The 12,730-nt window shown below is 66.2% G+C and carries 12 protein-coding genes; 6 read left to right on the forward strand and 6 right to left on the reverse strand.

Features of this window, described 5'->3' with window-relative positions; translation table 11 throughout:
* Both CFE42_RS17255 and CFE42_RS17260 read left to right on the forward strand, forming a co-directional pair.
* Entirely contained in the window at positions 1-660 is a 660-nt protein-coding gene (locus CFE42_RS17255) for a CYTH domain-containing protein (protein ID WP_004636662.1), read from the forward strand.
* A complete protein-coding gene (locus tag CFE42_RS17260; RefSeq protein ID WP_004636661.1) occupies positions 657-1,448 on the forward strand; it encodes a uracil-DNA glycosylase in 792 nt (263 codons plus the stop codon). The genes CFE42_RS17255 and CFE42_RS17260 overlap by 4 nt, the downstream gene beginning before the upstream one ends.
* Before the next feature lie 354 nt (positions 1,449-1,802).
* Here CFE42_RS17260 and CFE42_RS17265 read toward each other — a convergent pair whose 3' ends face one another.
* The 5 genes from CFE42_RS17265 to CFE42_RS17285 all read right to left on the reverse strand — a co-directional run bounded on the left by CFE42_RS17265 (position 1,803) and on the right by CFE42_RS17285 (position 9,144).
* Positions 1,803-4,019 (reverse strand): FUSC family protein, encoded by a 2,217-nt coding sequence (locus CFE42_RS17265; RefSeq protein WP_004636660.1) that lies wholly within the window; start codon positions 4,017-4,019, stop codon positions 1,803-1,805.
* Between the two features lie 11 nt (positions 4,020-4,030).
* Complete coding sequence (locus tag CFE42_RS17270; RefSeq protein ID WP_004636659.1) at positions 4,031-5,893, reverse strand: M61 family metallopeptidase; 1,863 nt, start codon at positions 5,891-5,893, stop codon at positions 4,031-4,033.
* A gap of 67 nt (positions 5,894-5,960) precedes the next feature.
* Complete coding sequence (locus CFE42_RS17275; RefSeq protein WP_004636658.1) at positions 5,961-6,977, reverse strand: MDR family oxidoreductase; 1,017 nt, start codon at positions 6,975-6,977, stop codon at positions 5,961-5,963.
* Positions 6,978-7,055: 78 nt separating this feature from the next.
* Positions 7,056-7,802: a DsbC family protein gene (locus CFE42_RS17280; RefSeq protein ID WP_004636657.1), complete on the reverse strand. Its 747-nt coding sequence runs from the start codon at positions 7,800-7,802 to the stop codon at positions 7,056-7,058.
* Between the two features lie 46 nt (positions 7,803-7,848).
* A complete protein-coding gene (locus tag CFE42_RS17285; protein WP_004636656.1) occupies positions 7,849-9,144 on the reverse strand; it encodes a UbiH/UbiF family hydroxylase in 1,296 nt (431 codons plus the stop codon).
* 365 nt (positions 9,145-9,509) lie between these two features.
* Here CFE42_RS17285 and CFE42_RS17290 point away from each other — a divergent pair, with 365 nt between their 5' ends.
* From CFE42_RS17290 to CFE42_RS17300, 3 genes are read left to right on the forward strand one after another with little or no spacing between them, the layout of a single operon-like run.
* Complete coding sequence (locus CFE42_RS17290) at positions 9,510-9,899, forward strand: hypothetical protein (protein WP_004636655.1); 390 nt, start codon at positions 9,510-9,512, stop codon at positions 9,897-9,899.
* A gap of 10 nt (positions 9,900-9,909) precedes the next feature.
* A complete protein-coding gene (locus tag CFE42_RS17295) occupies positions 9,910-10,248 on the forward strand; it encodes a hypothetical protein (RefSeq protein ID WP_004636654.1) in 339 nt (112 codons plus the stop codon).
* A 24-nt stretch (positions 10,249-10,272) separates the two neighbouring features.
* A complete protein-coding gene (locus tag CFE42_RS17300; protein WP_004636653.1) occupies positions 10,273-10,746 on the forward strand; it encodes a lytic transglycosylase domain-containing protein in 474 nt (157 codons plus the stop codon).
* A gap of 31 nt (positions 10,747-10,777) precedes the next feature.
* Here CFE42_RS17300 and CFE42_RS17305 read toward each other — a convergent pair whose 3' ends face one another.
* Positions 10,778-11,155, reverse strand: coding sequence for a flagellar protein FliT (locus CFE42_RS17305; protein ID WP_004636652.1), 378 nt, complete (start codon positions 11,153-11,155; stop codon positions 10,778-10,780).
* 411 nt (positions 11,156-11,566) lie between these two features.
* On the opposite strand from CFE42_RS17305, the gene ychF reads away from it, so the two are divergent.
* Entirely contained in the window at positions 11,567-12,658 is a 1,092-nt protein-coding gene (gene ychF / locus CFE42_RS17310; RefSeq protein ID WP_065851754.1) for a redox-regulated ATPase YchF, read from the forward strand.
* The last annotated feature ends 72 nt before the right edge of the window (positions 12,659-12,730 follow it).

Raw genomic sequence — 12,730 nt, forward strand, 5'->3', positions numbered from 1 at the left:
ATGGCCCGCGAGATTGAACTGAAGCTGGCCGTATCGGCCGGCGCGCACGACGCACTGGTCGGCTGGCTGGACGCCAATGCGCAGGCGGCCGGCTCGGTGGAATTGGCGAACGTCTACTACGACACGCGCGACCTGGCGCTGGCGCGCAACCGCGCCGCGCTGCGCGTGCGCCGTCAGGGCAGTCAATGGCTGCAGACGCTGAAGACCGCAGCAGTGAGTACGTCCGGTTTGAGCGCCCGCCACGAATGGGAGGTGCCGCTGCAGAACGATGCACTGTCCGTCGATGCCTTCGTCGCCAACAACGCCGCCGAAGCCGCCGACTATGTTCGGCCACACGCCGCTGCGCTCGCCCCGCTGTTCCGCACCGACTTCACGCGCCGCCTGTGGCACGTGGGTGCCGAGGGCGGCGAGATCGAGATTGCACTGGACGCCGGCGCCATCCTCATCCCCGGCACGCAGGCGCGCGAGCCGATCGACGAACTGGAACTGGAGTGGAAACCGGCAGACGACAGCACGCTCGGCGAAGACGCGATTGCAGAGCGCCTGCACGCCTGGACGCAAACGCTGCGTGCCGCCGTGCCGGGCCTCACGCCGCTCGACATCAGCAAGGCGCAACGCGGCTACCAGTTGCGCGAGAAAGCCGTCGGGGGCCAGACATGACGCGACGCGCCAATCCGGCGCAAGCCGCCCTCTTCGATGAACCCGCGGTGGACGCGGCCGACGTGAGTTTCATCCCGCTGGCCCAGCAGTTCGACGCCCTCCCCGCCGACTGGAAGGCGGTCCTCACGCCCTGCATCGCGCAGACCAATTGGCCTGAACTATGTGCCTTTGTCGATGGCGAGCGCGCAGCGGGCAAGCCGATCTTCCCGACGGATGTCTTCCGCGCGCTGCACCTGACTTCGGTGGACGATGTACGCGTCGTCATCCTCGGCCAGGACCCGTATCACGGCACAGGCACCGTGGATGGCCGCGAGATTCCGCAGGCCCATGGGCTGGCGTTTTCAGTGCCGGCGGGTGTGCGCGTGCCGCCAAGCCTGCGCAACATCTACAAGGAAATCGAAGCGGAATTCGGCTGCAAGCTGCCAGGCACCTCCGGCAATCTGGAGGGCTGGGCACAGCAAGGCGTGCTGCTGCTAAACACGGTGCTCACCGTCGAACAAGGCCAGGCTGCGAGCCACGCCAAGCGCGGCTGGGAGCGCATCACCGATTGCCTGCTGGAGCAACTCGCACGCGTCGGCCACAAGCGCGTGTTCATGCTGTGGGGCAGCCACGCGCAGGCCAAGCGCGCGCTGCTGTCGGACGGGCATCTGGTGCTGGAGGCGCCGCACCCGTCGCCGCTGTCGGCGCATCGCGGGTTCTTGGGATGCGGACATTTCAAGACGGCGAATGATTGGCTGGCGGCGCAGCGCCAACCGACCATCGACTGGCTGAAGCCGCAGGCCGCTTGAACGGCGCGGGCCAGGCGGCCCATCGACGAGCCGTGAAGTGTCGGCTGCGACCGTCTGGATGCCGCGTTCGGCGCTCCGGAACTCAACGTTGAATCTCCGAGACTCGACTTCGACTCTCCGAGGGTCAAATTCGACCTTTTTCGGCTCGAGTTTGAGTCTTCAAGATCCATCGTCGGCCCTCCGAGACTCGACTTCGGCCCTCTGAGGCTGACCTTTGACGCTCGGATACTGGAAGTCGACGGTCTGAAGCTGGACGTCGGCTCTCTGAGCCCCGTCGTCCAGGGTCGGGGGCTCAGCGCAGTCGCGGTGGAAGATCCCGCCGCCGGCGCGGAGCCTTTCAGCCGCCGGCCGCGCCTAGTCCTTCGAAATACGCAGCGCGCGTCCGAGCGCACCACAACGCAATGCGATTTTGGACGTGTCAGCCCGCAGCGCCTGCAGACGCCGCTCTAGCAGGTGCATCGCCGACAGCGATTCGGATTCGGCGGCCGCATCGACCATGCGCGAGCGTGCCGACTGATCGGCGAAGTCGGCTGCGCCCAGCTCCTGTGTGTCGCGAGGGCGCACGCCCCAGCCGCCCTCTTGCACGGCCTGGTCAAAGCGCTCCTGGGCGCGCGCCAGGCTTTCGAGTGCGGCCTCAGCCGTTTGCTCGACCAGCGCCCGCGTATCGGCTTCGTCCAGCTCCTGCGCCCGTTGCCGCACGAGGATGCGCACCGCGGCGACGTGCGCCGCCACGAGGTAGTTCTGCACGATGAAGCGGTTCAGGTTGTCGACGGCACGGTGCCGGCTCTTGGGCTCGTCGAGCATGCGCGCGAAGGCGGCGATGAGCCCCGTGAGCGACTCCATGAACTGCTTGCGCTGCACGCGGTAGACGAAGTCATCCTTGAGCGAGCCGAGCAGCAAGTCGCGCGCGGCTTCGATAAAGCGGCGGTTGGTGCGCAGCACGTCGTCCACCAGCTTGGGAAGGTTACGGTATTCCCAGCTTGGCAGGACGTAGCTGAAGGCCGTGGCGATGGCCGCGCCGATCAGCGTATCGACCAGCCGTTCACCGATGGCGCCCTTGCTGCCGGGCAGCAGCAGGTTGATCTGGATGAGCACCTGCACGCACGCCGCAATCGCCGTGTAGCGGTAGCGCACGGTAACGAACGCGGCGCTGGCGGCGGTGGACAGGTACAGCACGCCCATCAGGATCCACGTCGAATGCGTGTACCGCAGGATCACGGCGGCAATGACGCAACCGATGAGCGTACCCAGCACCCGGTCGAAGTTGCGCTGGCGCGTCATGCTGAACGTCGGCTTGAGAATCACGACGATGGTCAGCAAGACCCAGTAGCCGTGCGAGCTATATGGGAGATGGTCGGCGATCCACAGCCCGGCCGCCACGGCCATGGAAATGCGCAGCGCAAAGCGCAGCACCGGCGAACGCCACGTCAACTCTTCCAGCACCAGCCGCAGCTCGTACTTCTGGCGCGTGAGAAACGGCGTCATGTCGGGACGCAGCAGCACCTGCGACAGCTCGACCGGCGTGGCGGTGGCGGCGTGCAACTGCGCCATGAGGCGGATTGCGCCCCGCACCGTGGCCACCGATTCTTCGAGCGCGGCAATCGCCTCGATCGGCACGCCGTGATGGTTGTGCTGCAACTCGTGCAGCGCGCCTTCAATGGCGGCCACCTCCTGGTCGTACGACACCGGCGTGGGTGACGGCCGGTCGCGGCCGACGGCATAGGCGACGCCTTCGATGTCCATACGCAAGCGTTCGATCACGTCGCGCAGCAGGCGCATCACCTCGGCGTCGGCCAGCCACTGGCGCAGCAGCGGGTAGTCGGTGTTGGACGACAGCAGATACTCGTAGATATCGAGCATCCGCATGTGAATCTGCACGAGGCGGCCGTCGCTCGTGGTGCGGTTGTCGCGAAAGACGAAATCGCGCGCCACCTGTTGCTTGTCCGCCACGGCAATCTGCTGGCGCACGAGCGCGTTGAACTGCTCGTCGAAATCCTTGGAGGCGTCGTAGAAGCCGGCTTTGCACTCCACGTACACGGCCAGTTCGTACAGGCATTCGGCCAGCACCTGCTCTTTGATGCGGCGGCGCTGGCCCCACGCCACCGCCATCGCAAAGGCCATGTAGCCGATCGCGCCGAGGAAGAACTGCAGCGTGTGCTCCACCGCTTCGCGGAAGGCGAATTCCTCGGTGAACGTGAGCGTCATGACGAACAGCGCCGCGAACTGCAGCGGCATCGTCTTGTTGCCGTACGCCACCATGAGCCCCGCGAGGAAGCTCACCACCACGATCACCACCGGCAGGATCGCGTACGGCGTCACCACCGCCACGAGAAAGGTGACGGCGGTCGTCAGCAGCACGCACGCCATCATCTCGTTGAACTTGTGCCGCAGCGGGCTGGGCAAATCCATGAGGCTCGTGCACAGCGCACCGATCGACACCACCATTGCGCCCTGCAGGTCCATCACCAGCAGCGCGAGCAGTGTCAGACCGATCACGCCGGTGGCAGTACGGATGCCGCGCGAGACGTAATGGCTGTAGAGGAAGGTGCGTGGATCGTGTACGTAGTCCATCGGGCTACGTGTCAGGCTGACTTGCCGCGTGACGCGCGCATGCTGCGCGCCGCTGCCCGTTTGCCCAGCCAGGCCGAGCGCAGCGGCGAGGGCTCTGTTGCCAGCGCCAGCGTGAACTGCGGCGTCGCATCGGCGGCGAGCGTTACCTTCAGCGTCATCAGTTCGTCGCGGCGGAACACGTGCACCGGCACGGTATCGCCGGCGCGATAGCGCGTGAGCGTCTTGTCGAGCTGGCCGGCCGGAACACGCAGGCCGTCCACCGCGACGATCAGATCGCCGGCAGACAATCCGGCGCGCTGCGCCGGGCTGCCGTCGAAGACCTGCTGCAGCTTGACGAAGCCGTTCTCGGCGGCGGTCTTGACGCCCAGCGCGAGCGCCGTATCGGCGGCCTTGCGCGTGGCGCTCACGCCCATCGCCTTGAAGAGCGCAGGCAGCGGTGGGTCGTCGCGGCCTTCGCTCAACTGGCGCACCAGCGTGCGCAGGCGCACACCGGTGGTTTCTTCCATCAGGGTGATGAGCCCCGCTTCGGTCACGCCGCGCTGCGCGTGGCCGGCGGCGTAGAAATCGCGGCCGTACGTCACCCACAGAGCGCGCATCACGTCATCGAGCGAACGTTCGCCGTGGGTCTGCGTGCGGATCGTGAGGTCCAGCGCCAGCGCCACCAGCGAGCCCTTGGTGTAATAGCTGACGATGGCGTTGGGGGCGTTCTCGTCCTGGCGGTAGTACTTCGTCCAGGCGTCGAACGAGCTTTCTGCCACGCTCTGCTTGAGGCGGCCGCTGCCGCGCAGCACGCCGTTCCATGTCTTGCCAAGCATCTCCAGATATTGCGCTTCGGAGATCAGGCCCGAGCGCACCAGCATCAGGTCGTCGTAATAGCTGGTGAACCCTTCAAACAGCCACAGCAACGGTGTGTGGACCTCGCGGTCGAGCGCGTACGGCACGAAGGTGGCCGGCTTGATGCGCTTGACGTTCCAGGTGTGGAAATACTCGTGGCTAACGAGGCCAAGGAAGGTGCGATAGCCCTCGGTGGTCTCATCGCGGCCGGCTACGGGCAAATCGCCGCGCGCGCACATCAGCGCGGTGCTGGCGCGATGCTCGAGGCCGCCGTAGCCGTCGGTGGTGACCATCGTCATGAAGACGTAGCGGCGGTTGCTGTCGAGGAACGGCGCCGTGGCGGTGTGCGGCTCGAACAGGCGGATCTGCGCTTCGCAGATGCGCTTGAAATCGCGGGCGATGCGTTCCAGATCGAGATTCGGTACGCGGCCGGTAAAGACGGCGTCGTGCTGCGCGCCGCAGGCCTCGAACGACACCAGCTCGAACGTGCCCATCTCAACCGGGTGGTCGATCAGTTCGTCGTAGTCCGCTGCTTCGTACCAGCCGAAGCCGTGGCGCTTGGCGCCAGCCTTGCCCTGGACGCGTCCAGTGGCCTCGCGCAGCGCGGTCGCCACGCGCCAGCCCCGGTAGGCCTCTCCGGCCGGCGGCTGGATGTCGACCAGGCAACGCTGGTCATCCGCGCCTTCCACACGCAGGAATACCGACGTGCCATTGAAGAAGCCGCGCGTGGCGTCCAGGTGCGCGGCGCGCACCGACAAGTCCCACGCATAGACGTCGTATGAAACCGTCAGCGGCCCGGTGCACGGGGCGGCCCACCACGTGTGCTTGTCGACCTTGGACAGGCGCACCGGCCTGTCCGCCGACGATGCCTCGATCCGCACGATGTTGCGCGCGAACTCGCGGATCATGTAGCTGCCCGGAATCCACGCCGGCAGCGAAAAGCGCTGGCCTTGGCTGTCGGGCGCGTCAACCGTGACGGTGACGGTGAAAACGTGCGCCTCGGGCGCGGCGGGGGCAATGGTGTAGCGGATCGGCTTCATGGCGGACATTGTAGCGTTGCCGTCCCACGCCGCCGAAGCCAAATCGTCCGCAAACCGGCCTGCCAGCCTATCGGTTGACGTCGACCACGACGCGCCCGCGCATCTTGCCGGCCATGATGTCGTGGGCTGCGTCGATGGCCTCGGAAAGCGTCACCTCGCGCGTGATGGCGGCCAGGCGATCGGGCAGCAGATCGGCGGCCAGACGCTGCCACGCGGTCTGGCGCAGCGCGCGTGGCGCCATCACGCTGTCGATCCCGCACAGGGTCACGCCACGCAGGATGAACGGTGCGACCGTGGCCGGAAAATCCATCCCCTGCGCAAGCCCGCACGCCGTGACCACACCGCCATAGCGCACCTGTGCGCACGCGTTCGCCAGCGTGTGCGAGCCCACCGAATCGACCACCGCCGCCCAGCGTTCCTTCTGCAACGGCTTGCCGGGGGCGGAAAGCTCGGCGCGGTCGATCACCTCCGTCGCGCCCAGCGCCTGCAGGAAATCGGCCTCGCTCGTCTTGCCGGTGGACGCCACCACGCGGTAGCCCAGCTTGCCGAGCAGCGCGATGGCGATCGAGCCCACGCCGCCCGATGCGCCCGTCACCAGGACCTCGCCGTCGCCCGGTTTCACGCCGGCACGCTCCAACGCCAGCACCGACAGCATCGCCGTGTAGCCAGCCGTGCCGATCGCCATGGCCTGCCGCGCGTCGAGCCCCGCCGGCAATGCCACCAGCCAATTGCCCGAAAGCCGCGCCTGCTGGGCGAGGCACCCCCAATGCGTCTCGCCGACGCCCCAGCCGTTGAGCACGACCGCATCGCCCGTCCTCCAGTCCGGATGCGAGGAATCGAGCACGACACCCGCGCCGTCGATGCCGGCCACCATCGGCCATTTGCGCACGACCGGGCCTTTGCCGGTGATGGCCAGGCCGTCCTTGTAATTGATGGTCGACCAGTCCACGCGGATCAGCACATCGCCGGCGGTCACCTCGTTGGCCAGCGCTTCGGGTGCGGACAACGCCGCGTCATCGAGGTCGACGATGTGGGCCAGCGGCCCGCCATCCTGCTTTTCCAGCATCAGCGCGCGAAACGACATACCAAGTCTCCAAAGGTGAGTTGAATGCAAGCGCCCAAAGAAAAAGCGCCGGATCGACCGGCGCTTCCTTCGCGCGAATTATGACTTCTTGAGCGCGGCGAACTTACGCTCCAGCGTGGCTGCATCGATCAGGCCCGGGGCCCGCGAGCCGTCCGGGAAGATGATGGCCGGCGTGCCGGTCACGTTCAGTTGCTGGCCAAGCTTCAGGTTGGCTTCCAGCGGTGTATCGCAGGTGCCGGCGCCGCCCGGGGCGGTCTTGGCGGTCATCCAGTCGCGCCAGGCCTTGGCGCGGTCGGCCGAACACCAGATCTGCTTGGCCTTGGTGTTCGAGTCTTCCGACAGGATCGGGAACAGGAAGGTGTAGACGGTGACGTTGTCGACCTGCGTGAGCATCTGCTCCAGCTTGTGGCAGTACGGGCAGTTCGGATCGGAGAACACGGCGATCTTGCGTGCACCGTTGCCCTTGACCCACTTCACGGCGCGGTCCAGCGGCAGGTCGGACCACTTGACGCGGTTCAGCTCGGCCAGGCGCTCCTGCGTGAGGTTCGTGGCGGTCTGCGTGTCCAGCAGATCGCCGTTGAGCACGTAGCGGCCGGTGGCATCGCTGTAGACGACCTGGCTGCCGAGGTTGATCTCGTACAGGCCGGCCAGCGGCGACTTGGTGACGCTCTTGATCTCCACGTTCGGGCCCAGGGCCTTCTGCACCGTGGCCTTCACCTTGTCCAATGCGGACTCGGCGGCACCGGCGCTCAATACATAGCCCGCGCCAATGGCTGCCACTGCCACCGCAGAGGCGATGGCCGCCACCCGAATACGAAACGACATAACGACTCCTGGAACCCCGAAAAACCACAAATCCGCTGAGAGTGCCTCAGCCGAGTGCGTGCCTGATCAACAAGCGTTTGATAAATGGCGTCATGCCCACCATGCGCATCCCCGCGTTGCGTACCGTGCGAGGCAGCGCGCCCGGCAGGGCGAACAGTTTGTGCAGACCATCGGTGGCGGCCGTGAGCGAAAGGAGGTCTTCGCGGCGGGCACGCTCGTAGCGGCGCAGCAACCTCAGATCGCCATGATCGCGCATGGTTTCACGTTCCGCCATCACACGGCCAATTTCCGACACATCCCTAAGCCCGAGGTTCATGCCCTGCCCGGCCAGCGGATGAATCACATGCGCTGCATCGCCCACCAGCGCCACACGTGGCGCGACCGCCCGGCTGGCGTGTTGCAGCACGAGCGGGAAGCCCTGCGCAGGCGTGATGTTCGACAAGCGCCCGAAGCGGGCGGCGATGGCGCCACCCGCCGCGGCCTCGACCGTGCGGCACAACGCCTCGGGCGACAGCGCAAGCAGTTCGCGGGCGTGATCTTCACTGGCCGACCACACCATCGACACGCGTCGATCGGGCAGCGGCAGCATCGCGAGGATCTCGCCGCGTACCGGCGCGGCGAGATCCGCTTCGGCGGCCTGCTCGGCGGATGCACCGAGGAACCATTGCCACGCGGTGTCCTGATGCCAGCGCTCGGCCTGGAAGTTGGCAACCACGCCGAGCTGCCGGTACGGCTTCGCTTCGGCCTGGATGCCGGCCTGCTGGCGCACCCACGAATGCTTGCCATCGGCGCCGATCACGCATTCCGCGCGGATCGTCTGCCCGTCGGCCAGCGTCAGGCGCACGGCATCGGCTTGCATTTCGAAGCCGGTGGCGGCGTGCGGGAAGGTCTGCACCGTGTGGGCGAAGCGCAGCGCCGTTTCCAGCGCACGCTCGACCAGCGAGGATTCGGCAATCCACGCCAGTTGCGGCGTGCCGGCTGCGTAGGCGGAAAAGTGCAGGTCGGGATGGGCGTGTTCGCCGCGTGCGGCGGCGGCGTCGCCGAAGATGCGCATGTCGTGCACAGGCTGCACGCGCGTCATGTCGAGGGCCGGCCAGATGCGCAACTGCTCCAGCAGCGCCTGCGAGCTGGACGAGAACGCGTAGACGCGTGCATCCCAGGCGTCCGGCCCGGCGGCTGCGGACACTGGGGCGGGCGTTGCGATATGCGCGATGCGCAAGCCGATCTGCGCCAGCCGGAGCGCGCAGGCGCGCCCGACGATGCCACCGCCCACCACGGCCACGTGGTAAGGCGCAGCCTCCTTGTGAGCCGCCTTGGAAGAGGAAAACGCGGGTGTATTCATGGTGCGCCGATTATAGCGGCGGGGGGTGCTGCGCCCTTGTGACCGCGCAAATGTGTCGCGACGGATATGGGGCACCGCCGCAGATCGGCTCGGTGTTTACGCCTACCGTCTCCAAAAGAGGCAAAAAAATCACTTCAGATCGTTGCTGCGTCCGGAGCATATTTGGTACGCGTATGTGTCAGGTACGCCGCATGTGTGCCAAGCACGTCGCCTGCCCGCAGACCCCAAAAGTGACGTCATTTACACCTCGAGCCATGCACTCAAGTCATCCGCCAGGATGGACGATAAAAGGCGGGTAATTCGACGTTTTGAAGGGCGTGAGCCGCCGATACAGTGCGGGTCCGATCCACGCATTTCCCATCGCCATGTGGACTTTCTCCGAACGCTCCGCCGCATCTCTGATGCTGGCCGCGCTGCTGGCAGTGGCCGGCTGTGCGCAAATGCCTGCCCAGACGCCCGCCCCGGTGGCCCGCACCGCGCCCACCGGCGAAGTCATGACCTTCGCCATCCCGCCCGATGCGCTGGGCGCGCATGATCCGCAACTGACCGCTGTGCTGACCAAGGCTGGCGCGCTCGCCGCTGCACAAAAACGGTCGGCGACGATCCAGGTGGCCGCGCTGGCACAGGATTTCCGCTATCTGAACCAGGCGCTATGGAACGGCGTGCCCACGCAGCGCGCCGGCTATGTCCGCCTGGAAAACCTGACCGTCAGCGCCAGCCAGCCCTATAGCGTGACGATCCGCACGCAGGATTAAGAGGACCTTCATGCGTATGACCCATCTGCTCTTCCCGCTCACCGTCGGCCTGCTGACGGTACCGGCCGCCTCGGCTTTTGCCGCGCCGCCCGATGCACTGATGCCGGCGACGGCCGCGGCGCCCGACCGGGTCTATCCGCCCCTGCCCTCGCTGGCGATGCTGCCGCCGGGCGGCGGCGCCGAGATCGAGCCCGCGCCTGCCGCCCACACGCGTGGCAGCAAGCGCAAGGTTGTGACGACGCAGTGGCGCAAGGCGACCGAGCCGGTGCCGCGCATGGTGGTGTCGGAGGCATCGCACACGTATCTGGCTGGGATCGAGCGACAGCTTGAAGTGGCCCTGCAGAAGTAATCCACGATCTCCGCCGGAGCCGTCATGCCCCTCGCCCGCCCTCTTCGCTTGAACTGCAGCCGCCTTGGCGCGGCGCTTGTGCTGGCCGCCTCCAGCGTTGCTGCGCACGCCGCCTCGGGCGATTGCTTTGAGCAGGCCGGTACCTATCAGGGCGTCAACCCGACGGTGCTGCGCGCCATCGTGTGGTTTGAATCGAAGGGTGATGCGGGCGCCATCCACCGCAACGCAGATGGCTCGGTCGACATCGGCCAGGCGCAGATCAATTCAATCCACTTCAGCACGCTGGCGCGCTACGGCGTGCCGCGCCGTACACTGACCGACGCCTGCGTCAACGTGTTCGTAGCGGCCTGGCTGCTCAAGCAGAAGATGGTCCGCCATGGAAATACATGGCGGGCCATCGGCGCGTATCACTCGGAAACGCCTGCCCACCGCGACGCCTATGCGCGCAGCATCCAGCGGGTGCTGATGTCGTGGGGGGAATTGCGGGCCGACCGCTGAATCGGGTCCGGCCCTGGAACCAGGCTGCCGCTCAGTAGTACGAGACGGCGGCGTATGCCTGACGTGCGCCGATGGCACGGCGCTCGCCGCTGACCAGGCGCATCAGCTCATCCTGACGCGGGCAGACCAGCGCACGCACACGGGCGTCGTTGGCCAGAATGCGCATCATCAGGTCGCGCTTGCGCTGTATTTCTTCGTGCGACAAGGCCGGACGCAGACCGTGGCCCAAGCGCTCCATGTGCGCCGCGCATTCGCGCTCCAGCAAGCTCACTTCGTCCCAGTCGCCGCGTTCTGCAGCATCCACCATGTCTTCGGACAGGCTGGCGATGGCCTCGTAGCAGGCAAACAGGCCGGCGCTGTCGGAAACCGTATGGATCGGGCGGGCGGCGGTGGCGACAGTCCAGGACATGCTGTGCTCCAGAGTCAAACGTTGTTGTTTGCAGCAAGCTAGTGCAATAGGCATGCCTGGCCGGTGCCGAGCCGTTTCCCACCCGCCCGGAAATGCCGCCAAAGCCTTTGCTGGCTTGGGTTCGGAGGATACGGAGAGCGTCCGGCGGCGGGCATCGCAGACTCGAAAAACGGCCACTCGGGGCGAAGTTGTTACGTTTCTGGAACGTAACGCGTAACGGGGCCGTAACGCCTTCACACCGCGAGCCGCCTAGCGCCTTGCACGACCAAATGCGCTTTCATTCCGGGGCGGGGCCCCACCTAGAGCGGTTACAATCACGCCTTTCCGTGAACGACGCGCACAGCCCGGATTCCACTGTGCTGCCGCCTCCTCCCGCGTCACGCAACCCCTTGATTTAGAGCCTTTTTCACCATGAGCCTCCAATGCGGCATCGTCGGTCTGCCGAACGTCGGTAAGTCGACCCTGTTCAATGCCCTGACCAAAGCCGGCATCGCCGCCGAGAACTACCCGTTCTGCACGATCGAGCCCAACGTCGGCGTGGTGGAAGTGCCGGACGCCCGTTTGCAGGCGCTGGCCGACATCGTCAAGCCCGAGCGGGTGCTGCCGGCAGTGGTCGAGTTCGTCGACATTGCAGGCCTGGTGGCGGGCGCCTCCAAGGGTGAGGGGCTGGGCAACCAGTTCCTGGCCAACATTCGCGAGACGGATGCCATCACGCACGTGGTGCGCTGTTTCGAAGATGAAAACGTGATCCACGTCGCCGGCAAGGTCGACCCGATCGCCGACATCGAGGTCATCAACACCGAACTGGCCCTCGCTGACCTGGCTACGGTGGAAAAGGCGCTGCAGCGCTACACCAAGGCCGCCAAGTCGGGCAACGACAAGGAAGCCGCCAAGCTGGTCGCCGTGCTGGAAAAAGCGCAGAAGGTGCTGGACGAAGCCAAGCCCGTGCGCGGCCTGAACCTGACCGACGACGAATGGGCAACCATCAAGCCGCTGTGCCTGATCACCGCGAAGCCGACCATGTACGTTGCCAACGTGCGCGAAGACGGCTTCGAGAACAACCCGCATCTGGATGCCGTGCGCAACTACGCCGCGCAGACGAATTCGCCGGTGGTGGCTGTGTGCGCCGCCATCGAAGCCGAAATCGCGGATCTGGATGACGCCGACAAGGCCGAATTCCTTGCCGACATCGGCATGGACGAACCCGGCCTGAACCGCGTGATCCGCGCGGCCTTCAAGCTGCTGGGCCTGCAAACCTACTTCACCGCCGGTGTGAAGGAAGTGCGCGCCTGGACGATCCACATCGGCGACACGGCGCCCCGCGCCGCAGCGGCCATCCACACCGACTTCGAACGCGGCTTCATCCGCGCCCAGACCATTTCGTACGACGATTTCATCCAGTACAAGGGCGAACAGGGTGCCAAGGAAGCCGGCAAGATGCGCGCCGAAGGCAAGGAATACATCGTCAAGGACGGCGACGTGCTGCACTTCCTGTTCCATTAACAGGTTTACTCCCCGGATACACGTTTGACAGAAGGCGCCTGCATGGACACACTCCCTGTGCTTCCGTGCGGC

Source organism: Ralstonia sp. PBBBR1, assembly GCF_002256165.1.
Classification (GTDB): domain Bacteria; phylum Pseudomonadota; class Gammaproteobacteria; order Burkholderiales; family Burkholderiaceae; genus Ralstonia; species Ralstonia thomasii.